This is a genomic window from Hyphococcus sp. D3-15 (assembly GCF_055809375.1).
In genome coordinates this window covers 2,993,555-3,019,665 of the sequence record NZ_CM147910.1, presented here as the reverse complement: position 1 = coordinate 3,019,665, position 26,111 = coordinate 2,993,555, and the positions used below count along the sequence as shown (strand labels likewise).

Here is a 26,111-nt window from a genome sequence, read left to right as displayed (position 1 = left end):
ACACGGTTTTATATTCGGTTATGGATCTCGTTCAGCAGGATGGTTTTGTCCGATACATGGCGGCGAAGTCGCGATACGAGATAGGCTGCAGTGAGGCCATTATCGGGTTGCTCGGAGCGAGCGATCGCTTCGGCGCGATTGTAATGCCGGCTGGCGTAGCCGCTGCGGCGTTCGGCGATCGCGTCAGGGTTGGTTTCCATGTTCTCAAGCGCCGCTTTTATCTGCGGGAGCGCTGTGGCGGCGTCGGCGCGAAAGCTGCGCACGGCGCCGATATGCCATAATGGCATCTGACTTTTTAGCGGATCGATATCGATGTGAAAAATTTTCGCGTCGGCGTTCGGGCGGTTATGGGCCGGAATCCACGGCACATCGCTATCGATCACCAGCACGCAATCGGCGTCCGCGAGGGCGCCATTTTGCACCGGCTCGTTCCACTGGTTGCCTTGATAGAGTTCATGATCATGCGGGAAATTCATCCGGCTCGGCACTGATTCCAATACCCCAACGCCGAAGCTTTCACACAGATCCACCAGCCGCGCGACCGCTTCCGGTTTGCGGCCGATATAGGAGGTGACAATTAGCGGTCTTTGCGCCTGAGACAGTGCGCTGGCCAGCTCTCGCACGCCGCTTTCGGGCAGTGCGCAGTCAGAAACCGGGCTCCACTGGTCCACCATCGTCGCGCGTTTTGGAACAGTTTCTTCCAGAACTTCGCGCGCTGCCGTGACGTAGACCGGGCCTTGCGGATCGCTGCTCGCAAATTGCAGTGCGCGATGGGTGATCTGTTTTATATTTTGTCCGGTGCGCACTTCATTGGCGTAGCGGACCGATCCCCTGACGATCCCCGTCTGGTCATGGGCGTCCTGAATCCATTGAATAAATTCATTGCGGCTGCCCGCCAGTTCGCCATTTTGGGTGATCGGCGACAGGCCCGCAAAGATAAAGACCGGCGCGCGGCCGCGATCGGCGTTGTGCATCGCGCCCGCCAGCGATTGGGTGCCGCAATCCACATGAACGAAAACAGCTTGCGGTTTTCCTGAAACCATGGCGTGCCCATGCGCGGCGCTCATCGCGACTGCTTCATGCGGCGACGTAACGATGCGCGGAATTTTTATGTTTTCACGTCGCGCCTGGGCGATCGCTTCGAGAAGGCCTGCGTGATCGCTGCCAAAATTTGCGAAAATGCAATCTACGCCCAGTTCTTCAAGGGCTTCCAACAATGCCATGCTGGCGGAATACATAATACCTCTGTCATATCTTTGGAAAACTCGCGCAAGCAGGCGCCTGGATTCCGATCACTGTCCGGTTGGGAAAATAGTGCTGTTCGCAAGATCGCATTGGTCGCAATTGCGAGCGTTGAATATTCCCCCGGGTTGTTTTCTACGGCTTGTATCGGCGCCGCGGCTGTTCGTGTTGAGGTGCTCCGATTTTTTCCGCAGTCGTTTCACCTCTGGCGTTTGCGATTATCCGGCATAAAAGTTTGTAATGCAAACAAAAATCGATAAACCATGATTTTGGTGGACCAAAAACCAATTTGATGGTAATAAAAACAAATTCCAGAAACTGAATTCTCCGGAAAAATACGAAGGAGTCATCCATCATGGAGTCCATGGAGGATCGCGATGGTGATATATGGGTGGATGGTTCCTTTGCGCCCTGGCGTGAGGCGACTGTTCATGTTCTTTCCTACACCTTTCAACACGGCGCTGGCGTGTTTGAGGGTGTGCGCGCTTATGACGGCGTGCATGGGCCGGCGATTTTCCGGTTAGCTGATCACACGAGACGGTTGTTTGACTCCGCGAAAATTCTTGGCATGGAGGTTCCCTTTACGCCTCTCGAAGTCAGTGAGGCGCAGCTTGAGCTGGTTCGCCGAAATGGCTTTAAAAGCTGCTATATCAGGCCTGTTTGCTATTATGACGGTAAAGTCGTCGGCGTTTCTGCGGCGGGAAATGACACGCATCTCGCTATCGCTGCGTGGCCGTGGGAGGACTATCTCGGCGCAGAGGCGCAAGAGAAGGGCATAAATGTCAAGACGTCCTCTTATGTTCGCCATCACATGAACGCAGTCATGGGTAAGGCCAAGGCCAACGGCCACTATATTAACTCGATGATGGCTGTGATGGAGGCGCGCCGGTCCGGCTATAAGGACGCCTTGCTGCTGGACGCCCAGGGACATGTGGCGGAATGTTCGACATCCAATGTTTTCGCTTTGCGAAATGGCGAACTTTCAACGCCAGGCCGGGCCAATATTCTTGAGGGCATTACGCGCGATACAATCATGACGCTTGCCGCAGAGCGCGGATTCACCGTGGTGGAGCGGCAAATGTCGCGCGATGAACTATATTGCGCTGAGGAAGTTTTCGTAACCGGCACGGCGGCGGAAATTACGCCGGTAATCGCTATCGACGACCGCGAAATTGGCGGCGGCGCGCCCGGGGAACTCGTGAAGACGCTTCAAAAGGCCTATCGAGATTGCGTGACCGGCGCTGATGACGCGCATGCGGACTGGATTACGCCGGTCGCGTAAAGTCCTGCGCCGCCGGTGTTTTTCAATGCGCCGCGCAGGATTTCATTCACCATTATTTTGTTGGCGTACGGTGCGTTCGGCTAGTCGGGCGGGGCGTTTCGTGCGCTCAAAATTAGGTGGGCGGAAAAACAGTTTGCAATACCAACCAATATTCGATAGGGTGGCTTCATAGGCAACGGGGATAGTGCGCGCGAGTTTCAATGCGCAGACCGACAAGAGGGGCTAAGCATGAAGTTTTCCAGGAATAAATTGTTAATGGCGTCAGCTTTTGCAGCGCTTCACGCGCCGCTGGCGACTGCGGCGCAAGCGCAATCTGCAGTGGATGAAGCAGGCGTTAGAGACACGATCGTTGTGACTGCGCAGAAAAGAGAGCAGTCGATTCAAGATACGCCGCTGGCGGTCAGCGCGATTTCCGGCGAAGACCTGTCGCGCATGGGCGCTGTAGAATTCACCGACTATTTCCGGACAGTGCCGGGCGTCGCCGTGATCGATTACGGCCCGGGCTCCAAGCAATATATTATCCGGGGCATCAATTCGAGCCGCCTCATCGAGGGCGGTCTTGTCGCGCAATATGTTGGTGAATTTCCAATCAGCGCCGGCACCCAAACAGACGTTCGTCTCTATGATATTGACCGCATCGAAGTGCTGCGCGGTCCGCAAGGAACGCTTTACGGCCGCGGCTCCATGGGCGGCACAGTGAAAACCGTGCTCAATGAAGCGGATTCCTCGAAATTCGGCGGCTATGCGGAAGCCCGGCTGAGCACGACGGCCAAGGGCGGTGAGAACTACTCCGTCAACGGCGCCGTCAACATTCCGCTTATTGAAGACGAGTTGGCGGTTCGCATCGTTGGCTATTATGAAGATTTGAGCGGCTTCATCGACAATGCCGCGACCGGTGAGGAAGACATCAACTCAAGCGATGTTCTCGGCGGCCGCATCAATGTCAATTGGACCCCAAGCGACGCGTTCGACCTGAGCTTCACCGCGTTCTTCCAGGACCAGCAATCGGATTCGCTGAATGAAGACACGCCCGGCTTTGTCGCGCCGCCATCGCCATTCCCGCCATTCCTGATGCGCCCATGGTTCCCGACCGGCGTCACGCCCGGCGAATATGAAACCATCAAGGCGATCAACGAAGAATCAAAAGATCAAATCCAGATCTACAATTTGACGGGCAACGTCGATCTTGGGTTTGCAACGCTTACCTCTTCATCGACCTATTTCATCACCGACCGTATCGGCGAACAGGATGCGACAGAGCTTGAAGGCTATGGCGCGCGCATTCACAATATCGGCCATGACGAGACATTCAGTCAGGAAGTGCGGCTAACCTCGCAGCCGGGGATGTTTGAGTATACGATTGGCGGATTTTTCCTCAACACTGGCGACGAGTTCGGCGATACAGGTCAGCAGGTCTATCTGCCCAATGGCGACTTGTTCTTCGACCTTTTCACCAAGCTGGAATACACCGAATACGCAGCTTTTGGTGAAGTGTATTTCCATATTACGGACACGCTTACGGCCACAGCCGGCGGCCGGATCGCAAAATATGACCGGGTGATTTCGACAACCGCCGACCATCCGGCGCCGTTCGATCCCAATCCGGAATCGCGCAACGCCATCGACCAGTCATCCAGCGTGTTCAAGGCGCAGCTCGCCTGGCAGCCAACGGAAGAAGCGTTGATTTACGCCATGGTCGCGGAAGGTTTCCGCACCGGCGGCTTCAACGCCATCGCCCAGATCGACCCGACGGGCACGATTCCATATGAATATGGCTCGGACTCGCTGCGCACCTATGAGGTCGGCGTGAAGTCGAGCTGGTGGGATGACCGGATCACAGCCAATTTCGCGGCGTATTACACCGACTGGTCTGACGTTCAGGTCGGCACGCTGGGCGGTCCGATGAACGCATTTGTTTATCGCGATAATGCGGGCAAGGCGTCTGTCATCGGTGTTGAAGGTGAAATTCGCGCCGAAGTCACCGACGCGCTGACTTTGGCGGGTAGCTTCTCCATTCAACAAGCGGAAATCGCTGAAGATCAGCCGGGCTCGTGCACCGCAGAAGAGCGCGCCAGCATGTCGCCAAGCTGCGGCTTCTTCCCCGGCAGCTTCCCCGGCTTGGCGGGTGACCGCTTGCCGCTGGTTCCGGAGCAAACCTATTCGCTGCAGGCGCAATATCGCGCGCCCATCAGCAACGGCATCGTCGGATTCTTTACGCCGACCTTCACCTATACCGGGGGCAGCTACACCCTGTTCCGTCCGGAAGATCCGCTAAACCGCAAAAACCGTCCATATACGTTGCTTGGACTGCGGGCCGGGGTCGAAATGGACGACTGGACGATGACGGTGTTTGTGGACAACGCGACAAACAAGCGGGCGGAACTGCTTGTAAACAACATCAGCGGTTTCGACAAAGTGAACGTCAACCGGCCGCGCACGATCGGGCTAAGCTTGCGCAAGCAGTTTTAGTTCCGCGCAAGGCGAAGCTGCAAAAGCGCATCTCTCCTGAATGGGCGCGCTGCGCGATTGCGGTCACATGAGTGAAATTCGGTCAGCCGGGGCGACAGGGTCGCTCCGGCTTGCCGCGTTGGATTGACGGGGCGCATGCAAAGCGAAAAATAGGCTTTTGCATAAAAAAAACTCTGTATTGTTTGAGGGATGCAAACTAAACAGCTAGTGTTTGGCGCGTCAGAGTTTGTATGTCTCTCGCCAAATTAGCACCCGCACAGTAGTTTAGCCAAAAAAAGACGATGACAGGACTTCAGGTGAAAACGACCAAAGCCAAGGCGAAAAAAATCAATCGTACGCCAACGAGTGTGAAGCCCGTCGTCGGGCAGGAGGAGCTGGACGCCCCGATTGAGATTGATTATGGGCAGCTGCCCAATCTGGTTGGATACCGGGTGCGAAAAGCCGCCAGCGTTCTTTTCCAGACTTTCAGCGAAAGCTTGCGCGAGGAGCAACTCGCGCCAGGTCAATATAGCGTGCTTTTGCTGATCAGTCTGAATCCGGGCCTTAGCCAGATGCGTCTTGCGGAAGCGACGGGCATTGATCGCTCTACAATTGTGCCGATCATTAGCCGGTTTGTCAGAATGGGCTGGGTTCGCCGCGTTCGCCGCAAGGATGATCGGCGGGTTTATTCGCTACGGTTGACGCCGGCGGGTGAAAACCTGATCGCGGCGGCGCAAGTCAAAATAGAAGCGCATGAAAAAGAATTCGCCGGGGCGCTGACAAAAGCCGAGAAAAAAACGCTTATCGATCTTTTGGCGCGCCTTACAAACGACGCTGACTAGTTCCGCCAAAACCGGATTTTCACTGCGGCAGAAGGTTTTCCTGGCGCAGCATGTGGCCGGCTTCAACCAGTGCGTCGCAAAGCGTGTCAATATCGGCTTCTTCATGCGCCGCGCTTAGCAGGCCGCTGCCCCGCGTGTTCACATCGATACCCAAAACATTGAGCGCCATGCGAAACCGGTTGGTCAACGGTTGAGGCCGGGCGAGATAGTCTTCATAGCGCATGTCGGCCGGCGGGTTCGCGTCGAACAGGACATGAAAAATGGAAAACTCGCCGTAGAAACTGAAGGGCAGGGACTCTGCTCTGGCGGTTTCATTGAGGCGCTTGCGGGCGAGTGCGCCAAGCGTGTTGACTTTATCGCAGGCGTTTGTGCGTTCCAGTTGGGCGATCGTCGCCAGGCCGGCGGCAATGGAAACGGGGTTCGCGGTAAATGTTCCTTGATGCAGGACTTTTGGCCGTCCGGCCCTGCGGGTTTCGTCGGCCGCCATGAGATCCAGAATATCTGCGCGCCCGGCGACGGCGCCGCCCGGCATGCCGCCGCATAAAATTTTCGCCAGCGTTGTTAGGTCGGGAGACAAACCGTAAAAGCTTTGCGCGCCGCCGGGGGCGATGCGAAATCCGCTCAGCACTTCGTCGAGAATGAAGATGGCGCCAGTCTGCCGCGCAGCCTTTTGCACCTGATGCAGGAAATCCGGATCGAGCGGCACGACGCCGAAATGCGTTCCAACCGGTTCGATGATAAAGCCGGCGATCTCATGACCGAACTCTTCGACCGCTTTTGACAGTTGCGCGCTGTCGCCGGGGCGCAGCAGCAGCGTGTTGTTTGTGATTTCAGGTAGAATGCCTGTTGCGGGCGCGCCGTCAAACTGTGCGGCGTAACCGGAAGCGGAATGGTCGTGCCATCCGTGATAGTGACTGGCGAAACGCACGATCTTTGACCGCTCGGTTGCGGCCCGCGCCAGGCGGATCGCCAGAAGGGTCGCCTCGGTGCCGGATCCGGTGAAGCGGACGCGTTCCGCCGACGGCAATAAGCGAATGATCTCGCGCGCAAGGTCAATTTCAAGCGGCTGGTTCGCCGCAAACTGAACGCCCTTCGCAACGGTTTGCTGAACGGTTTCAACGATCTCAGGCGGGCAGTGGCCCAGCAGATTGGCGCCGTGGCCGCCAAAAAAATCCAGATACTCGTTGCCGTCCACATCCCATTTTTTGACGCCCGCTGCGCGGTCCACATAGATTCCATAGGGATCAAAAACGCGCGTGTCGGTGACGACTCCGCCCGGCAGATAGTCGGGCGCTTGCGCCGCGAGTTTCGCCGAGCCGGGGGTTTTTTCAAGATAGCGGTCAAGGATCGTCGACGCGCCGCCGCTTGTCGGTTTCATACTCTGATCCGTCGCTATCTTTTTGACTTCTTATAGCCGCCAAGCTCCAACAATTGATTCACGGCGACGAAGCTACCCCAATCGAGATTTGACAGGACGATCATGTCATATCCGTCAGGGTATGAAAGCGTCATGGTGCTGATCCCGGGAAAGCCGCCGCTATGCCCGTAGCCGCCATCGACAAGCTGCACGCCGTAACCATAATCCGGTGAGGACGGTTTCGGACTTGTCATCAGCGCTACGCTTTCGAGACTCACAAGATCGCCGCTTTTGAGCGCACGCATAAAGGCAAGCATATCGAGAACGGTGGAAAACGATCCGCCGCCCGGTCCGCCGCGCACGACATGATCAAGTATGTTGTTGGTGAAGATAGGGTCTGACTGGTTCGCCAGTTTCGTGCGCGCCGCCATGACGGTTGTCATGGTTCTGTAGTCCGGGTTTTTCGGCGGGTTCCCCTCGGGCAGCGGCTTTTGCGGACGGCGCGCATAGCCTTGCGCATATCCCTTGTTCACATGATCGAGATCCAGCGGGGCTGTATCCGTCATCCCTGCGGGGATAAAGATATTTTCCTTGATGTAGTCAGGGTATTTCTTGCCGGTGACCGATTCAATGATCGCGCCCAGAAGCAGATAGCCGGTATTGCTATAGGACCACTGCGTCCCCGGTTCAAAAGACAGGGTGGAGTCTTCCACAAGCGGCTTGAAATCGTCGACTTCGCGGAACAGCAGGCGCGAGGATTCAATATAGTGCTCGTTGAAATAGTCCGACAATCCCGACGTGTGGCTCAACAGGTTCGCGACAGTCACCTGTTTGGCGATTTCTGGATCGAGCCAGGACGCATCCAGGAATTTATCAATCGTGTCGTCATAAGAAAGGCGGCCTTGCTCTTCGAGCTGGACGATTGAAACCGCGGTGAACATTTTGCCAGCGGAGGCGAGATTGAATTGAGTGTCGAGTGCGTTGGCGACGGAATATTCGCGGCTCGCCTCGCCATAGGCGCCTTGAAAAACAATTCGTCCGTCCTTCGCCAGCAAGATGGCGCCGGAGAACAGGTTCTCTGCGGCCAGCGCATTCAAGGCGGCGTCGATTTCTTCCGCTGTGCGCGCGCAGGGAGCGGTCAAAACGCCCGAGGGGATTGATTGGTCCGCTTTAAGGGATGCGCGGCAATGCCGCGATGCATCTCGCGCAGCGCCGGTTTCGGCCATCGACATCACCGGAATGAGAAGGGTTGCGGAAAAGGCGAGCGCCGACAGGAGCGGGCGGGCCTTGCGTTGGCGAAGGGATGACGGAACCAGGGATTTGTTCGGCATAGTTTTCCTCAATCTCCTTTGCGGACGCGTTCGTCATGCTGTCATAAAATAGATGGTAATGCAAACAAAAATGCGCGCGCTGATCGCATCCGGCGGCGCGAGCGGGGGCAGGCTCGCTTGATCGACTGTAAAATAGATGGTAATACAAACAAAAAGCGTGATGCGTGCTAAACCGACAAGCCATTCTGGCGACATTGCGAATGGTTGCACACCATAAAACACAAAAGGGCGTAATATGAGAAATCTAGCGATTGCGGCAATGTGCGTTTTTGCGATGGCGCCGGCCGGAGCACAGGCGATCGCGCAAGACGCCGATCTTCTGTTGACCGGCGGGATGGTTGTCGACGGGACGGGACGGGAGCCTCGCCGGGCGGACATCGCGATAAAAGGAGATAAAATTGTTGCGGTCGGCCGGAACGTAAAGACGGATTCTGAGCAAAGGGTGGATGTAAGCGGGCTGACCATCATGCCCGGCGCCATTGATCTTCATAACCATTCCGAATTCGCCTTTGGCAAAGTGGAAGACGCTAATCTGAGTGAGAAAACGCTTCGCCAATGCGTTACGACGATTGTGATCGGGCCTGACGGCTCATATGGACCCGAGCAATTGCGGGATGTGTTTTCGACGATCAATGATGAAGGTGTGGCGGTCAATGTCGCCTATTTTGTCGGACATAATGGGGTACGTGAAACGGTGATGGGCGAGCGCCAGAACCGCGCGCCGTTAAAAGACGAACTTTCACTTATGACCGCGCAGGTTCGCGAAGGCATGGAGATGGGCGCTGTCGGGCTGGCGACCGGGCTGATGTACTCGCCGGGCGTGTTCAGTGAAACCGACGAAGTGGTCGCGCTGGCAAAAGAGGTTGCGCCTTTTGGCGGCGTCTATAGCAGCCATGTGCGCGACCCCCATAGCGCTTTGTTGCAGGCGAATTGGGAAGCAATTGAGATCGGGCGTCAGGCGGGACTGCCGGTTAATCTCACGCATCTGACGACGCCGGGAAAACATCACCGCGGCCTGGTGCGCGCCGTGATCGAACAGGTTGAGGATGCAAATCGCGACGGGGTTTATGTGGTCGCTGATCAATATCCCTATCCCGCTGTTGCGACGTTAAAGCTTTGGGACGTGATGTCGTTTCCTGAGGGCGTGCATGTGGAAAGCCTCGAGGATGTGCGCGCATTGTTGAACGACCCCGTTCAGCGCGAGCGCCTTCGCCATGAAACCGTCACCGGCGGCGCGGACGGGTTCAGCCATTATAAAGCATCCGGACCATCCTCATTATACATCCTGGATTGCCCGGGATGCGAGCAATATGACATGAGCTTTGTTTCCGAAGTGGCCGCCGACAAGAACATAAACGGATTTGATGCGGTTGTTTCGCTTCTGCTGGAAGCGGAAGGAGACGTCACTGTCAGCGTCGGCGGGTTTTACGAAGAAGACATGCAAACGCTGATGGTTCAGCCATGGGTGATGATCGCCAGCGACGCCTACCCGATGTTTGATCTCGGCGAGCGTCATTCACCCTCGCTCCTATGGCACGTTCCCTCGTATTCTCGGAAAATATGCTCGCGATATTGCGCGCCTTTCACTTGGCGAGGCGGTTCGGAAAATGACATCGGCGCCGGCGGAGTTCATCGGGTTGAAAGGACGCGGCCGGATTGAAAAGGGCGCCTATGCTGATTTGTGCATCTTCGACGCCGAGAAAATTGAAGACCGGTCAAGCTGGTCTGAGCCAACGCTTATGCCTGTGGGCGTGGAGCATGTGTTGGTGAATGGCGCCTTCGCGCTGCGTGACGGCGCCTCTACGAAGCTGACGCCGGGCGTGTTGGTCAAGCGTGAACTGAAAACATCGCCAACCCCGCCAAAACGTAAATAGAAACGCGAGCCCTGAAATGAGGGCGCGCTGTATTAAACTGAAAGCACTGTAAAAGATGCAGATTGATCTTGCGCGCGTGGACTGGGAGCTGGCGACTCCGCTGCGCATTGCGAATTACAGCCAGTCAACGATCGAAACCGTGCAGGTTCGCCTGCGCGATTCGGCTTTGTCGGGGCGGGGCGAGGGGATAAGCATTTTCTACCGGGGCGAAACCGTTGAGATGCTTGCGGACCAGCTATCTGGCGTGGCTGCAGACATCACAAACGGCGCAACACGCGAGCAGGTTCAGGAATTGCTGCCGCCCGGCGGCGCCCGGAACGCGCTTGATTGCGCATTTTGGGATCTGGAATCAAAGCGCGCAGGCCGGCGGGCTTGGGATCTGGCGGGGTTGCCGCCGGTAAAGCCGTTGAAAACCGTTTACACGCTCGGCGTGGATGATCCGAATGTCATGGGCGCGCGCGCGAAAGCTTCGCCCTATGACATCTTTAAGCTCAAGCTTGATGGCGGTGCGGATCTGGACCGGGTTTCGGCGGTGCGCATCGCCCGTCCGGACGCCGTGATTGTCGTTGACGCCAACCAGTCATGGACGATGGACCAGCTTCGCGAATGGGCGCCTTATTTTTCCGAACTGAATGTCTCGATGATTGAACAGCCGCTCCCGGCCGGGGGTGATGAGGCGTTGGCCGGTTTCGCTTCACCGGTTCCTCTTTGTGCGGATGAATCGTGCCAGACGTCGCAGTCGCTGGCGGCGCTTGAGGGGCGGTATCAGATCGTCAATGTGAAACTGGATAAGGCCGGCGGCCTCACAGAAGCCTTGAAGCTGACGCAGGAAGCAAAAACGCGAGGGTTTCGCATAATGGTTGGCTGCATGGTCGGATCGTCGCTCTCAATGGCGCCGGCCTTCATCATCGGACAAATGGCGGAGTTCGTTGATCTGGATGGGCCGCTTCTCGCAATTTCTGACATTGAGCACGGGATTAAATATTCCGGCAATATTGTCGGCATTCCCGATGCGGCGTTGTGGGGGTAAGGCTTGCGCCTCCCTTTGGCCGACCAACAAATACGTTCGGCCGTCAGCAGATCAGCCGCCCCAGCCGCCGCCGATTGCAGCGTAAAGGTCTACCGATGCGGAAAGCCGGTTGAGCCGGCCCTGCACGAGACTGTCCGACGCGCTGAAAGCGGTTGACTGCGCATTGAGCAGGCTTGTGAGATTGTCAGCGCCGGAACGATAGCGAATCTCGGCAAGCGACAGAGATTTCTGCGCCGCCTCGCGGGCGATGACCAGTTGCTCTTCGCGTTTTTCGGCAGTGTCGAGAGCGCTAAGGCTCACATCCACATCGCGCAAGGCGTTGAGCGTCGCCTGACGGTAGCGGGCGATCTGCTGATCGACGCGGGCTTCGGCGGAATCGAGCTGGCCTTCAAGGCGTCCGCCCGTGAAGATCGGCGCCGCAATCGAGGCTGCGAGCGATCCGATCACGCTGGTTCCGCCCGTCAGTCCCGCATTGACGCCTGAGCTGAGATCAATCGAGGGAAAGAAGGCGCGCTGCGCGGCGGCGACATTGGCGTCGGCGGCGCGCAATTGCGCTTCGGCGCTGAGAAGGTCAGGCCGCCGCAGCAACAGTTCAGACGGCATTCCCGGATTGATGGCGGGCGGCGTCATCGCGAGTATGTCGCCTTCCGGCGCCGCGTATCCTTGCGGCGTCTGCCCGAGCAGCACCGACAGCGCGGTTTCGAGACTTACAAGCTGTTGCACGATTTGCGGCACGCGGGCGCGGGCGTTGGCGAGTGACGCCTTCTGGCTTTCGAGATCGAAACGCGAAACATCGCCCGCTTCATAGCGGGTTTGAATGATGTCGAAGATGCGTTCGGAAATTTCGAGGTTGGAATTGGCGACGGCGAGCTGTTCGCGCGCTGCAAGCACCGAGAAATAGGTGAAGGCCACATCGGAGGCGACGGTGAGTTCGAGCGCGCGCTGGTCGAAAGCTTGCGCGTCGTAACTGGCGCGTGTGGCGGCCCGGCTGGCGCGGTTCTGGCCGAAAAGGTCGAGCTGATAGGATGCCGATCCGCGCGCGGAGGCTGAAATGTCATCAAGCCCGCCGCCTTCAGTGTTGGACGAGGCCGAAGCGCTAGCGCTCAATTGCGGAAACAGGGACGCATTCGCGACCCTGACGGATGCACGCGCAGCGCGCAGCGCGGCGAGTCCGCTCGCAATATCCTGATTGGCGGCGAGGGCTTTTTCGACCAGCGCATCCAGTTCGGGATCGCTGAAACTTGTCCACCACAGCGCGTCTTGTTTTTCGATGCTGTTGAGTTCGCCGGCATAGTCGAAGGCGTCGGGCAAGCGCGTCAGCTCGCTGACCGGCGGCGAAGCGGTGGCGCAGGCGGCAAGAGAAAGCGCGGTTGCGGAGAGGAGGATTTTTTTCATGTTTTTACTCCGACGCCAGGGCGATGACGGGATCGAGGCGTGAGGCTTTGCGCGCGGGCATGAAGCCGAAAAGCAGTCCGATGGCGAGCGCCGATCCGAAGGCGAGCATGGCGGGCGCAGGCGTGATGGCGATGGACATGGCGCCGCTTGCGCCGAGCGCCAGCGATACGCCGAGGCCGATCAACACGCCGATAATCCCGCCCAGCGCGCCGACCACTAGCGCTTCGGTATTGAACTGCATCATGATGTCGGAGCGCCTTGCGCCGGTCGCCATACGCACGCCGATTTCCCGCGTACGCTCCGTCACTGAAACGAGCATGATGTTCATCACGCCAATGCCGCCCACCACAAGCGAGATCGCCGCCACCGAGCCAAGCAGCACGGAAAACGCTTTTTGCGTTTCCTCCACGGATTCAAGAATGGAGGCGGTGTTGCGCAACTGGAAGTCTTCGACGCCATGGCGCGATAGCAACAGGACGCGCGCGGCTTCTTCGGTTTCGGCGATGCGTTTGGTGTCATCGACCGCGAGGGTAATGGATGAAAGGTAATTCTGGCCGAACAGGCGCATCATGCCGGTGGTGATCGGCGCCAGCGCCACATCGTCCATGTCCTGTCCCCAGGCGGTGGCGCCTTTCGGCGCGAGGACGCCTGCAACTTCGAAAGGCGCGCCGCCGATAAAGACATATTGCCCGACTGCGGAGGGGACATCGTCAAACAGATTGTCGGCGACTGTATATCCAAGCACGACCACGGCGGCGCGGCGGGTCTGGTCATCTTGCGTGAAGAAGGCCCCGTAAGCCACGTCCCAGTTCTGCGCCAGCGGCCAGTCATGGGAAACGCCGTCTATGGATGTCTGGTAGTCAGCATTTTCAACACGCAGGGTTTCGCGGCCCGAGCGCGTCGGCACGGCGGCGATGATATTGTCGATTTCGGCGAGCCTTTCGGCGTCCTGCATGGTCAGCGTCGCGATAGCCGATCCGCGCATGCGGGTTCCCGGTGCGCCGGGCCGCACGAAGAGGAGGTTGGAGCCCATCGTCTCGATGCTCGCCACCACTTGTTTCGAGCTGCCTTCGCCAATCGCCAGCATGGCGACGACGGCGGCGACGCCGATCACGACGCCGAGCAGGGTGAGCGAGGTGCGGAACAGATTGGCGTATAGAGAACGAAACGCCATTTTCACCGCTTCGCTCGCCTGCAACAGAAATGACGGCGCATCGACGGTTTTCTCAAATGGGGCGACGGGTGTCGCTTCTGCTGCTTCGCCGGTGTCGGAGATAATCTTGCCGTCAGCGAGTTCGATGATGCGGTGCGCGCGTGCGGCGACGTTGTGATCATGGGTGATCAGGATGATCGTGCGGCCCGCCGCGTGTAGTTCCTCCAGCAGCGCCAGCAGTTCTGCGCCGGAACTGGAATCGAGCGCGCCGGTGGGTTCGTCGGCGAGAATGACTTCCGCATCGTTCATCAACGCCCGCGCCACTGCGACGCGCTGTTGCTGGCCGCCGGAAAGCTCATTGGGCCGGTGCTGGCCACGGTCGCCAATGCCGAGTTTTTCCAGCAGCTCCTGCGCCCGGGCGCGGCGCTCCTCAAGCTTGCCCCCGGCATAGATCGCCGGCATTTCCACATTCTCCGCCGCAGACACTGTCGTCAGCAGATTGTAGCGCTGAAAGACGAAGCCGAATGTGTCCCGCCGCAGCGCCGCCAAGGCGTCAGGCGTCAATTGCGCGACATCACTGCCGTGTACGGAATAGACGCCGCTTGTGGGGCGGTCGAGACAGCCGAGAATGTTCATCAGGGTGGACTTGCCGGAACCGGACTGGCCGACAATAGCGACGAACTCGCCCGCTTTGATGGTCAGGCTGACATCATCGAGGGCGCGGACTTCCGCTTCGCCCTTGCCGTAAATCCGGCTGACATTTTGAATATCGATCAGGGGAGCCATTGTGTTCGCCTCCGCCTATCGCGGTCCGCGCCGGCCCATGCCGGGCGGGCGCTGCATACGGTCGCCGGAGCGCGATGACGGCAGGGTCACAGCCTGTCCGGTGACGACAATGTCGCCGGGTTCGAGACCGAAAAGGATTTCCGCCTGGGTGCGGTTGGAAAGGCCGACGAGCACAGGCTGCGGGCGCGGTTCGCCATTCTCCATCTTCAAGACCATTTTACGCTCGGCGTCCGGATGCGCGGCCATGGCTTCGCGCATTGCGGCGCGGCGCGGATTCTGCGCCTGTGCGTCGTTCGACGTTTCACTGGCCTGTGCGGCCATCAAGCCCGGCCGGCGGTCGCCGTCTTCGCGCGGTTCGCGGGTTCTGTCCGGGCGCGTCCGGGCCGGATCGCGCAGCGCCGCGACGGGGGCTAGCACGGCGTCTTTCGCCGCGCCGGAGACAAAGAAAACCTGCGCGGTCATTTCGGGCTTCAACAGCTCATCGTCATTGGTAATGTCGAGCAGCACTTTATACAGCACGACGTCGTTCAGCACTTCCGGCTGCGGCAGGACCTGACGAACAGTGGTGCGCCATTTTCCGCCGCCGCCGCCAAGCGTGGTGAAATAGGCGTCCTGTCCTTTTTTCACGCGCAAAACGTCCGCTTCGGAGACTTCCGCCTCGACGGTCATGACGGTGAGATCGGCGATACGTAGAATGGTCGGCGTTGTCTGGTTGGCGTTCAGCGTCTGGCCGACGACCGCCGCCTGAGAGACGATCGTGCCGGACATAGGGGCGTAGATCTTGGTGAATTCGAGCGTCGCCTGATCAGCTTCAAGCGTTGAGTTCTGGCGGTCGATTTGCGCATCAAGCTGCGCCAGGCGCGCGGTGGCGATTTTCTTGTCGGCGACAGATGCCTGATATTCCGCCTGGGAGATCGCATCCGCCTTGTAGAGCATGTCGGCGCGCGCGGCATTTGCTTTCGACAATTCGAGCGAGGCTTGCTGCTGGGCATAGGAGGCTTCCAGCTCTTTCAGCTGGGCCAGATCGGCTTCGACTTTGGCGGCGGCCAGCGTTTCGTCGATCTGGGCGAGGAGGTCGCCCTTGTTCACATTCTCGCCGACCTCGAAGAAAAACTCCTCAAGCTGGCCGGAGACCTGCGCGCCCACATCCACATAATTCTTCGGCTGGATTTTCCCGGCGGCGGAAATCGACACCTCAATATCCCCGGTCGTGACTTCTGCGGTTTGATAATCAGGCTCTTTTTCGCGGCCGGTGAATAGGAGATAGCCGGAGACAATCACGACCGCAGCGAGAACCCCTAGCGTCAAGCGATTGATTTTGAACAGATTTCCGATTTTCATCTTAGTGTTTCTTCTTCATTTTCAGCCCGCGATGTGGCCTGAACGGAGGGATGGCCCGACTGCCTGTGATGCCGATTAAACGTGCAAAGTCAGACATTCCGGCGCTGTCATTGATGTTATTTGTTGGGTAATTTTGTGGCCAATTGAGGCGGACGCCCGGGACGCGTTCTCGCTATACGCCGGAACTGGGGAGAGGGCCCTTCGGGCTCATGGGGTTCAATGGGCGGCGAATTCTCTTGAACCGGTCTCATCGCATAAATTTTCGCGCAGCTCGCCTATCCGGGCGCGCATTTTGGCAGTGGGCGCAAACGGGATCATCAGCCTGTAGAGCGGATCTTCGCTGACCGGGAGCTGCGCCAGGTCCTCAATCTTTATGCAGCATGTCTGCGCATTGTCGTCAGCGTCGCCGTCGCAGGGGGCGAGTGACGAGGCTTGCACATGGCTTTTCTCTCCATGGCTCGCGCAGCCGGCGACGCTGAAGCTGACCAGCACCAAAGCTGAAAATACACAGATGTTCATTGCCGCTCTCCTGCCGACAGGAAGACTATCCCAGCGCATTTGCGTCAGCAGCTAACAAAACCGGTTATGACCGGAGCTTTGCCGTGACTATTGGCGCCAGATTGGTAATTTCTATGTGCAAAGATGTGGCTGACGGCAGTCATCAAAAGCGCAGGCGAGGGGTGTGCTCTGATGTCAACACTTTCAAACCGTGTGGATGGGCTGCATGAGCGCTTGCGGGCCCGGCTCAAGAGTCTATATGCGGACCCAAGCCTTTTAAGGCATATTGTTGTGCTGAGCGAAGCGCTGGCGGAAGGTGATGAGGACTGGATTCCCGCACAGCTGTCGCCACTGCTTCTATCGGAGGGCGGCGACGCGGCGTTGAGCCGCCAAATTGCGGATTATCTCGAGCACGAACCATTTTTCGACGGTGCGCTCGCAATCATACTCAACAATCGCCCTTCGCCATCAGCGCCCGCGGACATTCGAAGCGATGGGTTTCAGAGTTATATGTTGCAACTCGAAGTGCTTGGGGATCACAACCGTCCGCTCGCTCTGATGGCTGCGTTTTACGGGATGGCGATTGCGGTCTTTGAGTGGAAGGATCGCGCGCGCTCGGTTCCCTATGATCCAGATGTTCACGGACCGGTAAGGCTGGCGTGGAGTGCGGAGTAACGCATAGCATCAAGCCGGTGCGAAGCGAGGGCCGGCAAGTAATAGATTTTGAAACTAGTTCCCGGAGGATCTTGAGGTTCATGGAAAACTTCAACGGCGTAAAATATTTCCGCTTTGACGGCAAACCCGTGAAGACTGTGTGGGAGGACGGGATCATTGTGGAGACCTATTCGGTCGATCCCGGGACAGCGAGTGAAATCAGAAATGATGCGCTTACTTTCTACATTGAAACCGAAGTGTCGGACCGGCATGAAATTTCCGAAGGCGACTATAAGAACGCAATCGGCAAAGCCTGACGGGCGTCGACCCAAAAGGCGAATGCTGCTTTATCCAGCCACAAGCACAGAAATTTACGCAATGCGCGCGGCGGCGTAGTTTCAGGAATCTTGCGCATCCAGTTTTTCAAGCGCTTTCAACAGAGCTTCGTGGGTGCTGAGCGTATGTTTTACCGCCAAGCGAAGCCTGTCGCCGGCTGCTGGCGGCCAGAGCGCAACGGGCCATGCAAGCAGCGCATGGATAGCCTCATCTTTTGCCGGCGACCGATAGTCCAGTCCCGCCAGAATCAGCGGACCGCCAATGCCGGGATATTTACCGGTAAGCGGCATGACTCCCTGCAGCACGCGCCAATGGCCGCGCCCGGGAAAATAAATATACCCGTTCTCATTGATGCCACACCATTTCACGGCCCAGTCTATGACAGCGCGCGCCTGTTCTTCCGTTCTGACGGCGCGTCGCAGATCTTCCAGATAGGCGGGGTATGCGCTGTTCTTGATGGCGTTGAACAAGGTCGAAAAATACTCGCCTGCAAAAACATTTTCTATGATTGTTATCGCATCATTGAAGTCGGGCTGGTCTGTCTTTTCTAAAGCCGCATTGATTTTTTCCTTGTTGCCGGGCGCGTTCAAGAAATTCACGATCTTGCGGGCCGCCGCCAAATCTTCATCGCGCCCCTTCAACCAGTCTTCATCATCTATTGTTTGGGCGTTGTCCGAGCCGGTCGATTGGTCAGCAAAAGAAAAGCAGGAATAAAAAATCCGCGACAGATGCATAAGCGATTTTAGCGACAGATTGCGGCTCGTCGCGTGATCGATGAGAAGGAACAGGCTTTCAAGTTCCTCCGCTTCATCGCCGGGCTCCACCCAGATCACCGCACGGTCAATACCATTGCATAGATGATTGCCAAAAAGTTTCAGCGCGCCGTCGATCAACCAGTCTGCGGGGGCTTTGTCTTTGAGCGCGGACAGGAGGTCGCCTTTTTCGGTAAACGCAAGGATAATGTCGATATAATCATCGATAACATAGCCGTAGCCCGGATGCGGATCCGCAAACAGGCGCTGCAAAACCCAGTCCTTTATTCGCCGGTCGCTTTCGGGGCCGACATTCTTGAGAACTTCCCGCTCGGAGAAATCCGTTCCGCGCTTTGCGCATTCAAATGCAAGCCATTCCTTATCTTTCGCGGGTAGGCTCGATTGCATGGCGAGCTCGCATGCCCGATCTGCAATTGCAGGATTTTCATGGAAAGAGAGCGCTTCAATGTCCTCTGCCGCCAGCGGTCTGCCGGTGTAGGAGAGAAACAGCATCGCGTTGTGAACGGCGATCGGGTCCGGCGAGCCAAGGACGACAAATTCAAGAAAAAACGCACAGGCCCGGTGCTCGTCCCATGCCGCAAGCGCCGGCTTGATGGCGTCCCAGCTTTCGATTGAGCCATAGTGGCTGATGAAAACATCCTGGATCGCCGCATAGGCGCTGCGCACCATCTGATCGTCAGAGGAGGGGCTGAGCAGAATCCAGCGCGGCAACGGCTATCGGCTTTTGCGCATTGCTTTTGGCCAGTCCGTCTTTGAACTCCGCGCTGTGCAAATTCCGTGGGGCGGCCGGCTTGTTGTCGGTTTTTGTCTGCCCGCCGGCGCGCGCCGCTTCCAGCACGCTCACGGCATTTTCCGGCCAGAGCGCTGCGCGGCGCCACAAAGCGGTTAGGTTGTCTTCCATAGTGAGCGGTGATCCTCTATTGCCGGAAACGCGGTGCATTCGCGATGCCGGGTCGGCGTTGTTACGCCTGATTGAAGGCTTATTTTATTGAATAGGAAAGGTCATAGCCGGCCTCGGCGCGCGTATAGAGGTTGACCGGCGACTTTTCATAGCCCGCGGGGCAGGTTTCTCTAAAGGCGGCGATGACTTTGCCGGAAACCATGCGCCGAAAGGCGTTTTTCTTATCGACGCACATCGAATATCCTGAATATCCGGAAAGTCCTTTGTACTTATTGCCTTTCAAAAGCGCCTGATCTTTTGGCCATTGCGGATATCTCCAGGTGCCATCCGATGCTTTGGTGAAAATCGAGTAATAGGTTTCCCAGAATAAATCGGCGTCCGGTTCAAAGCATTTTCCAGGGGCTAACTTCCACCAGCCTTCCGAGATTGTGCTGCAGCCATTCCCTGAAAACGCACAGCCAAGCGACCCCTTTACATGAAGCGTGGCGACCCAGACGGTATTTCCAGTCTTGTTGCACAAACTCATGCAGCCATCATTGCAACTGCTGGCTTCTGCGGCGCCGGACATCGAAGCGATGAGCGCGGTGCAGGCTGCCGCCGCGATCTTGGCGCCGGGCAGGGCGCGCATTGTGCGGGTCGCGTTTTTCATCTTTCACTCCTGTCTGGTCTAGGCTGTTCATGCGCAAGAATGCGCGCGATCAATTCGCGAAATTCATGGTTGCGGTTCTGATCAGTAAGCGAGGGTTTTGTCGGAGACTTGGGTCGCCCCTAGCTCGCCGCGCTGACGATTTCGAACCAATAGAACAGCGAGCTCGCGTGACGTCTTGTGGTCGCCGACCGGGAACGAACCGTCAAAGGCCCATGCCAAAGCGCCGCCGAGATCATTCGCCGTCCATAGATGAACCATGTTCCGTGCAAATTCCGGAAACATGCTGGAAAGAAGCGCCTGATTGGCTTTGCCGCGCCATGCCCACAAACGTTGATCCTCTTCACTGAGTTCAAGCCCCGGATGATTTTCAGGATCGGACTGCCCGTGATAAGCGGCGTAACCCGCCATGCGATCCAGCTCCCATGCCGTGGGCAGCCGCCAGTCCCGGTATCCGGCAAAGTGAACGGCGCAGCGTCCCGCCTTAAATCCTTGAGTGGATGCTGCAAGCTTGCCCCGGCCCATATACGCCATAGTTTCGCCGACAGAGTAACCGACGGTGGCGCCTTGCCCGAAGAGGTCTGCCGCTTCATGCCAGCGCATCATGATGGGCTCGCCGACAAAAGTTTCTCCTGTCCAGACCATTCCCCATGGCGCGCGAATAAACATGAGATTGCTATCATCATGGGTGACGGTGCCGTCGTCATTGTCGATATAGGCGCCGAAGGGCGTTTGAATGCGCGTCGGCCGAAGCTCAGATGGTTTTTTCGCCAGATGCTCGCCGCGAAAGTTGGTCACCTTGTTTTTCTTGGCTTCTTTAAGCGTGGGCGGAGCTTCGCGGCCGTTCGCCGCCGGCCCGTCAGCGGCGCGCGCATGGGGCGCGGCCGGCGCTTCGCTGGATTTCAGGGAGTTGATAAAACTGATCACCTGATCCGGGTCCGGCGCGTTTTTCCAGACAAGCTGACTGCGATCATCGCCCGTCCAAAAGGCGATGGTGCCGTAATTCAACAAGCGTCCGGGCAGGGTCTGCACCATGTCGGACTGGATCTTGTCGCTGATTGTAAATTCGCGCTTGCTGCGTGAAATGAAGCCTACGGTCAGCCGCAATGACGTTGCGTCGACAATCTCAAAGGAGTGGGTGTAGCGGTGATAAAGCACCGCAAAAAGGATCGGCGCCAGCGCGATGATGAGGCCGAACCCCGAAAGCTCTGCTGCGAGGCCGATGCTCTCGGCGAAGGCGTCAAAGCTCGCTTTCTTGATGGCCCAAAATAGAAACACGCCTGCCATCGATAGACCGGCCGCCCAATAGGAACGCCATGCCGGCCGCATCAGCAATACGGACTTCCCTCCGCGGTGAGTCGCGGCGAATAGTTGAGGCGGCGGCATATGAGTTCCATCACGGCGCATTTGTTTCCCCCGTTTTGAGTCGCGCTGATTGCAGGGCGAGTATGTAACGGCTTTCATTGACTGCAACCCCTAGTGCAATATTACGTTCGGCCAGTCGGGAAGCCTCGGCGCTGCAGATCAACGCAAGCGATGCGTCAGCTCTATGTCCCTCAACATCAATTGCCCCTTCAAGGCAGCGTTCCAACGCATTCGCCGCGGCGGCTCTGGCCGCCATGCGCCTGCGGCAATCTGCGCGCTGACGGTTCGGGACAAAGGGGGTGACCAACTGGTCCGCTTCTTCTCAAGGAACGATAGCTCGCGCTGGCAGCATGCGTTCTCCGCTGAGAGATCGGCTCGCATGCTCTGCTCTTGCTTCCCGGTTCGGTTGACCGGGGAAGGCGCTTCCGGCGCCTCCGGCGCTGACGCGCATGACTGCATCAAGCAGGCCAGGATAAAAGTCGAAGTGAACCATTTCATTGCGATTGCGCCGTCTGAAACTACCACTCTTTTATAAGCGGGATGTCGCGCACAGGCAGCTAACCATTGCGGTTAGGCGTATCCGAGGAGTGGAAAATTCTCCTCGGCGATCTAGTATCAAGCTGTCAATTTCAGGAATATCTCCATGTCCGCCCGTCACAACACGCCCCGTTGCAAATTCATTCGCCGCTTTCGCCATGATGCCGACCTCTGGTCTGCGCATTTCTCATCGGACGGGGAAAGGATTTTGGTGCGCGATGATGGATTTACAAAATGCCGGGAGGACATCCTTGATCAGGGATTTGTCTGGGATATCGAAACTGGCGAGATGCTCTATCGCGGCACGGTCTCGCCAAGAGGGTTCTCTGCGGATGGCCGCTATGTTGCGGCTGACGCTACGCCCGGTGATGCGGCGACAGACCTCTATAAGGTCGGCGAAAAAGAACCGGTGCTATCTATCAAGGGGAGGTTCTGGTTTCCGGAGGGCTCTTCGCTTGCGGTGGTTAGCCGATTGTCTGGATATGAACGCGCTTCCCTGCCCATAGGGGACCGCTGCAGCTTCGTGAATGAGCGCATCTATGACGCGCAATCGCAATCCACCCGCACGCAGCTTGATTTTGTTTCTGACACGGCTCGCATCCACGATATCAGTCCGAATGGCGCGCTTATGCTGTTCAGTGATAACACGGGTGATGGCGCTGAGACGGTTGTAGTCTGGGACATTGAACGGAAACAGCCATTGTCTTCGCTTGCATATGACCAGACGCGCGCAATTCCCGGCCATAAAGACCTGATCAGATATGCGCGCTTTGTCCCCGGCAAAGAAAGGCGCATTTTGACGGTCGTGGAGGACGCAAAATCGGGCGCCAATGATCCGATGGCGGCGATTATATGGGATGCGGAAACCGGCGAGCCAATCGCGCCGATTTACTGCGGCGGCAAGCGCACAGAACCTTCGCCCACTGATAGCGACATTGATTTTGCTTTTAGCTTCGCTTGCGGCGGCCAGTTTCTCGTCACGCGCCGGGTCGATGGCTATACGAGATTCAACGAAACTTTTGCGCGCATCTTTTCAACACAGTCCGGCGAAGAAGTCGCGCAGATAGCTTCAGGCTATAATTATGCAGGGGCGCCCGATCACGCCTGTTTTCTGACGGCTGAACTGGAATCGCCCGTCGTGGATATTTTTGACATCAATGCGCGCCAACCGATCGCGCATATCGCGGCGCCCGCCTGGATGAGTGAGGCGCCAGTCATCCATTTTGATATGGCCCCGTGGTCACCGGAAGGAAGTTTCATTCTGACGACGCATAAGGGCGGCGACGTATGCCTGTGGCGTATGTCATACTGGGATTGATGCGCTTCGCTTTGCGCATTCGAGATTTTGACCGGCGCCGTGCGTGTTCGCTAAAGTCGTTTCAGTTAATCGTTAAGGTCGGAAAGACGATCTGAAAGGTCAGGCCTTCCCTTGAGGGGACGAGCTTGATGCGCGCGCCATGACGGATCGCCACGGCCTGAACGAAGCGCAAGCCGAAGCCGTATCCGGCGACCGGCCCATGCGCCCCCCGGCGGATTAATTCACCGAGATCGTCCGTATCTGCGCCGATGCCCGTGTCGGAAACATGAAGCGTTGCAGCGTTTTCTGTTGCTTCAAGCGCAAGCCGCACTGCGCCGCCCGCCGGCGTGTGTTTTAACGCATTGTCGAGAAGGTTTGCCGTCAAATTCGTGATCAGCGCCGATCGCCCGAGTATATGCGGGGAGGAATTTGGATTGTATAAAAGGCGCACGCCCTTCTCGTCATAGGCGTCCTCATAGAGCTCAACTGCAGCCGCGACCGCATCATCCAGCTTCATTGGCGTCATCGACGAGCCGGGCGTTGCGTCAACAAGCGACAATTCGAGAATTTCTCTTAGCAGGCCATGAAGCGATGCGGCGGCGCGCTCTAGCTCTGGCTGGCCGGCCGCCGCCGCCATTTGCTGCAATACATGCACTTCTTTGTTAAGTTCATGCGCGGCGGTCTGGCTGACGGCGTCGAGCCCTTTCATTAACCGGCTGATCTCATCAAGCGCCTGATTGATATTGGCGCCGAGTGCAGACAGCTCGTCGCCATCGGCGATGGACCCGGCGGGAAGCCGGGCTTGCACGCCGTCTTTTCTGACCTGGCGAAACACTGTGTTCATTTCCGCGACGCGGCTTTGAAACCTGCGTGCGATCCACAGGCTGAAAAAGGCGCCAATGCCGGCTGTTGCAAGCGCGATGATCGCGATCAGCGGGAGAAAGTCCTGTCTGAGCGCGTCATAGGTTTTTAACCGCCGGCCCACGATCAGTGAAAAATTGTCACTGACGGGAATGACCTTGGCGAGGATGGCGCCGGACGCCGCACCGGCCGCCGCGCCGTCAAAACGGACCCACTCGTCACGATTATCGATGCGATTTGGCCATGCAGGCAGATTGCCGACGATTGGCGACTGGTCGCTGCGCGCCAGCAAATAAACGTAGAGCGACGGGCGCCCATCTTCCTCGGGCAATATGCGAAAATCGACGGCTTCGGCGTAATTGAAGATTTCGCGGCCTTCGCGATATTGATCGAGAATTCTGATTTCCGCCTCAATATCGGCGCGCGCTGACGCGGTGACAGCATTATTCGCAGCGAACAGGGCGGCCGCGACCGCCGCTGCGGCAAGGACCAGAGACAGCAGGGCGTTTGCTGCGATGACGCCGCGAAACAATGGTCGCCGCAAAGGCGGGCCGGCGCGATTTCCAACCGCTTTTTCTGCGGCGTCGTTCATTCGACGACCAGCCTGTAACCAAGATCTTCGCTCACAATTTGCGCCGGCTTGTCGAACGCATTGAGTGATTTTCTTAGCCTGTTGATCGCCGTATTGATGACCGTGTCCTGCGGGGGCAGGTTTTTATATTCCACCCAGACGCCGCGCCATAAAGCCTCGCGGCTCACATGATCGCCGCGATGCAGCGCCAGAAAGTCCAGAACCTTGAATGACTGAGGCCGCAGATCGATCTTTTCGCCGCGCCATAATGCAACGCCGTTCAGGGTTCGCATTTCCAGGCCGCCCCAGATACGCACGCTTTGCGGCGCGCGCACAGCTTCGGTGCGCCGCCTTAAAGCGCGCAGGCGCGCCGCAAGCGCGCGCCGTTCATAGGGCTTGTTGACATAATCATCGGCGCCGAGATCGAGCCCGCGAATATGGTCGTCTGTCGTTGTCAGCCTGCTCGCCACGAGAACGCCGGGCGGATGCATCTCAACGTCCCGGAACCATTGCAGCAATGCCAGGCCGTCTTCGCTATCGGCGAGCATCCGGTCGAGGATCACCAGATTTATGTCGCCATCGGCGATGGCGGCGCGCGCCGACTGGACTGTATCGACCCGCAGGGACGCGCCGCCCAGCATTTTTACGGCGTCAGCAGCGCTCTGCGCATCTGCGTCGTCATCTTCGACGATGAGGACCGTACAACCTTGCAAGGCGCGCGGCTCATCCGTATTGCTATCAAAAGACATAGGCGGCTTCTTCCGGCGAATATAAGGGTGGCGGGACCATACTCCAGATTTTCGATGGGAGTCGCTAACAAATCCGGTTATGCGTCGCAAGGAAGCCGGATGTCGCGTGGGAGAGTGTCAGGTGGTAAACAGAGTTGTCGCTGCGCTTGTTGTGGCCGGGCTTGCAGCCGGATGCGCGGGCGCGCCGGAAAAATTGCGGGCGACGCATACAGACCAGATCGCAGCAGATGATCGCGGAGAAAGTCTCGGAGATTTGATATATGTCTCACGGGCGGCTTACACAGCAGCCAGGAAAGAGCACGATGCGCGTGCTATGGCCCGGGCGCTGGCAGACCGTCCCCTCATCGGTGATCGCGGCGGCGATGCGGGGGCGAGCGCGATCTGGCAGGATGTCACCCGGCAATTGTGGGATGATACCTATGCGCTGGCGGCGGCAGACCCGGCAACGCTTGCTGATGTCGAAGAAATCTTCCGCCGCGCCTTCAAGAAGCAGAAGCCTTTAGGAGGTTTTTCCGGCTTATTTGGAAAGTCTGTCAAAACGCCGGCCACTGACGGCGATGCACGTTCTGTCGACCTTGCGCCAAACGGAACAACAGAAATCAAACAATCCGTGTCGGCGAAAAAAGGTGCGATTGTCTATGTCGAGGCGCGCGGCTTGCGCGGCGTTTCGATGAAGATCATCGATGCGGAAGCGCGCGTTTTATGTCAGGACGCCAGCGAGCACGGATTCCTGATTTGCCGCTGGCGCCCGGCTGAACAAACAACGGTCCGCATTGTTTTTGAAAACGCCGCCAGAACGCCTGCGCATATATTGCTGGTGACCAACCAGTAAGGCCGCCAAT

Annotated in this window: 24 protein-coding genes; 11 read left to right on the top strand and 13 right to left on the bottom strand. The window is 57.7% G+C overall.

The genetic code is table 11. The features are described 5' to 3' along the window. Positions 1-8: 8 nt before the first annotated feature. Positions 9-1,223, bottom strand: coding sequence for a thiamine pyrophosphate-binding protein (locus AC0L8G_RS14930; RefSeq protein WP_473388882.1), 1,215 nt, complete (start codon positions 1,221-1,223; stop codon positions 9-11). Positions 1,224-1,597: 374 nt separating this feature from the next. Here AC0L8G_RS14930 and AC0L8G_RS14925 point away from each other — a divergent pair, with 374 nt between their 5' ends. The 3 genes from AC0L8G_RS14925 (at position 1,598) to AC0L8G_RS14915 (ending at position 5,814) form a co-directional block, all read left to right on the top strand. Continuing rightward, positions 1,598-2,524, top strand: coding sequence for a branched-chain amino acid transaminase (locus AC0L8G_RS14925; RefSeq protein ID WP_473384970.1), 927 nt, complete (start codon positions 1,598-1,600; stop codon positions 2,522-2,524). A gap of 228 nt (positions 2,525-2,752) precedes the next feature. Continuing rightward, a complete protein-coding gene (locus tag AC0L8G_RS14920) occupies positions 2,753-4,993 on the top strand; it encodes a TonB-dependent receptor (protein ID WP_473384969.1) in 2,241 nt (746 codons plus the stop codon). A 281-nt stretch (positions 4,994-5,274) separates the two neighbouring features. Continuing rightward, the gene (locus AC0L8G_RS14915; protein ID WP_473384968.1) at positions 5,275-5,814 is read left to right on the top strand and encodes a MarR family winged helix-turn-helix transcriptional regulator; all 540 of its coding nucleotides are present in this window, start codon (positions 5,275-5,277) and stop codon (positions 5,812-5,814) included. A gap of 19 nt (positions 5,815-5,833) precedes the next feature. Here the strand turns inward: AC0L8G_RS14915 and AC0L8G_RS14910 are convergent, their stop codons facing one another. Together AC0L8G_RS14910 and AC0L8G_RS14905 are read right to left on the bottom strand one after the other, a co-directional pair. Then, positions 5,834-7,192, bottom strand: a complete 1,359-nt coding sequence (locus AC0L8G_RS14910) for an aspartate aminotransferase family protein (RefSeq protein ID WP_473384967.1) — start codon at positions 7,190-7,192, stop codon at positions 5,834-5,836. Positions 7,193-7,206: 14 nt separating this feature from the next. Beyond that, positions 7,207-8,502, bottom strand: a complete 1,296-nt coding sequence (locus AC0L8G_RS14905; protein WP_473384966.1) for a serine hydrolase domain-containing protein — start codon at positions 8,500-8,502, stop codon at positions 7,207-7,209. Positions 8,503-8,737: 235 nt separating this feature from the next. Between AC0L8G_RS14905 and AC0L8G_RS14900 the strand changes: the two genes are divergently transcribed. From AC0L8G_RS14900 to dgcA, 3 genes are read left to right on the top strand one after another with little or no spacing between them, the layout of a single operon-like run. Beyond that, a complete protein-coding gene (locus AC0L8G_RS14900; protein ID WP_473384965.1) occupies positions 8,738-10,162 on the top strand; it encodes an N-acyl-D-amino-acid deacylase family protein in 1,425 nt (474 codons plus the stop codon). Further along, a complete protein-coding gene (locus tag AC0L8G_RS14895; protein ID WP_473388881.1) occupies positions 10,050-10,376 on the top strand; it encodes an amidohydrolase family protein in 327 nt (108 codons plus the stop codon). The genes AC0L8G_RS14900 and AC0L8G_RS14895 overlap by 113 nt, the downstream gene beginning before the upstream one ends. A 55-nt stretch (positions 10,377-10,431) precedes the next feature. Continuing rightward, positions 10,432-11,406, top strand: a complete 975-nt coding sequence (dgcA, locus tag AC0L8G_RS14890) for an N-acetyl-D-Glu racemase DgcA (protein WP_473384964.1) — start codon at positions 10,432-10,434, stop codon at positions 11,404-11,406. A gap of 51 nt (positions 11,407-11,457) precedes the next feature. Here dgcA and AC0L8G_RS14885 read toward each other — a convergent pair whose 3' ends face one another. The 4 genes from AC0L8G_RS14885 to AC0L8G_RS14870 form a co-directional block, all read right to left on the bottom strand. After that, positions 11,458-12,801: an efflux transporter outer membrane subunit gene (locus AC0L8G_RS14885; RefSeq protein ID WP_473384963.1), complete on the bottom strand. Its 1,344-nt coding sequence runs from the start codon at positions 12,799-12,801 to the stop codon at positions 11,458-11,460. Positions 12,802-12,805: 4 nt separating this feature from the next. Then, positions 12,806-14,740: a MacB family efflux pump subunit gene (locus AC0L8G_RS14880; RefSeq protein ID WP_473384962.1), complete on the bottom strand. Its 1,935-nt coding sequence runs from the start codon at positions 14,738-14,740 to the stop codon at positions 12,806-12,808. A gap of 15 nt (positions 14,741-14,755) precedes the next feature. Further along, a complete protein-coding gene (locus AC0L8G_RS14875) occupies positions 14,756-16,081 on the bottom strand; it encodes an efflux RND transporter periplasmic adaptor subunit (protein WP_473384961.1) in 1,326 nt (441 codons plus the stop codon). Between the two features lie 216 nt (positions 16,082-16,297). After that, positions 16,298-16,600, bottom strand: a complete 303-nt coding sequence (locus tag AC0L8G_RS14870; protein ID WP_473384960.1) for a hypothetical protein — start codon at positions 16,598-16,600, stop codon at positions 16,298-16,300. 171 nt (positions 16,601-16,771) lie between these two features. On the opposite strand from AC0L8G_RS14870, the gene AC0L8G_RS14865 reads away from it, so the two are divergent. Both AC0L8G_RS14865 and AC0L8G_RS14860 read left to right on the top strand, forming a co-directional pair. Next, the gene (locus AC0L8G_RS14865) at positions 16,772-17,254 is read left to right on the top strand and encodes a hypothetical protein (protein WP_473384959.1); all 483 of its coding nucleotides are present in this window, start codon (positions 16,772-16,774) and stop codon (positions 17,252-17,254) included. Positions 17,255-17,334: 80 nt separating this feature from the next. Continuing rightward, a complete protein-coding gene (locus AC0L8G_RS14860; RefSeq protein WP_473384958.1) occupies positions 17,335-17,550 on the top strand; it encodes a hypothetical protein in 216 nt (71 codons plus the stop codon). Positions 17,551-17,631: 81 nt separating this feature from the next. Here the strand turns inward: AC0L8G_RS14860 and AC0L8G_RS14855 are convergent, their stop codons facing one another. The 4 genes from AC0L8G_RS14855 to AC0L8G_RS14840 all read right to left on the bottom strand — a co-directional run bounded on the left by AC0L8G_RS14855 (position 17,632) and on the right by AC0L8G_RS14840 (position 21,167). Next, entirely contained in the window at positions 17,632-19,053 is a 1,422-nt protein-coding gene (locus AC0L8G_RS14855; RefSeq protein ID WP_473384957.1) for a hypothetical protein, read from the bottom strand. Continuing rightward, positions 19,019-19,186, bottom strand: coding sequence for a hypothetical protein (locus tag AC0L8G_RS14850; protein WP_473384956.1), 168 nt, complete (start codon positions 19,184-19,186; stop codon positions 19,019-19,021). Before AC0L8G_RS14850 ends, AC0L8G_RS14855 begins: the two co-directional genes overlap by 35 nt. 136 nt (positions 19,187-19,322) lie before the next feature. Continuing rightward, positions 19,323-19,892 carry a hypothetical protein gene (locus AC0L8G_RS14845; protein WP_473384955.1) on the bottom strand — a complete coding sequence of 190 codons (570 nt, stop codon included), beginning with the start codon at positions 19,890-19,892 and terminating at the stop codon, positions 19,323-19,325. 81 nt (positions 19,893-19,973) lie between these two features. Further along, a complete protein-coding gene (locus AC0L8G_RS14840; RefSeq protein WP_473384954.1) occupies positions 19,974-21,167 on the bottom strand; it encodes a hypothetical protein in 1,194 nt (397 codons plus the stop codon). Positions 21,168-21,438: 271 nt separating this feature from the next. Here AC0L8G_RS14840 and AC0L8G_RS14835 point away from each other — a divergent pair, with 271 nt between their 5' ends. Together AC0L8G_RS14835 and AC0L8G_RS14830 are read left to right on the top strand one after the other, a co-directional pair. After that, complete coding sequence (locus AC0L8G_RS14835) at positions 21,439-21,789, top strand: hypothetical protein (protein ID WP_473384953.1); 351 nt, start codon at positions 21,439-21,441, stop codon at positions 21,787-21,789. Positions 21,790-21,897: 108 nt separating this feature from the next. Continuing rightward, positions 21,898-23,109 carry a WD40 repeat domain-containing protein gene (locus tag AC0L8G_RS14830; protein ID WP_473384952.1) on the top strand — a complete coding sequence of 404 codons (1,212 nt, stop codon included), beginning with the start codon at positions 21,898-21,900 and terminating at the stop codon, positions 23,107-23,109. A gap of 61 nt (positions 23,110-23,170) precedes the next feature. Here AC0L8G_RS14830 and AC0L8G_RS14825 read toward each other — a convergent pair whose 3' ends face one another. After that, positions 23,171-24,541 (bottom strand): sensor histidine kinase, encoded by a 1,371-nt coding sequence (locus tag AC0L8G_RS14825; RefSeq protein ID WP_473384951.1) that lies wholly within the window; start codon positions 24,539-24,541, stop codon positions 23,171-23,173. Then, the gene (locus tag AC0L8G_RS14820; protein WP_473384950.1) at positions 24,538-25,269 is read right to left on the bottom strand and encodes a response regulator transcription factor; all 732 of its coding nucleotides are present in this window, start codon (positions 25,267-25,269) and stop codon (positions 24,538-24,540) included. The genes AC0L8G_RS14825 and AC0L8G_RS14820 overlap by 4 nt, the downstream gene beginning before the upstream one ends. A 121-nt stretch (positions 25,270-25,390) precedes the next feature. On the opposite strand from AC0L8G_RS14820, the gene AC0L8G_RS14815 reads away from it, so the two are divergent. Then, positions 25,391-26,101 carry a hypothetical protein gene (locus AC0L8G_RS14815; RefSeq protein ID WP_473384949.1) on the top strand — a complete coding sequence of 237 codons (711 nt, stop codon included), beginning with the start codon at positions 25,391-25,393 and terminating at the stop codon, positions 26,099-26,101. Positions 26,102-26,111: the final 10 nt, after the last annotated feature.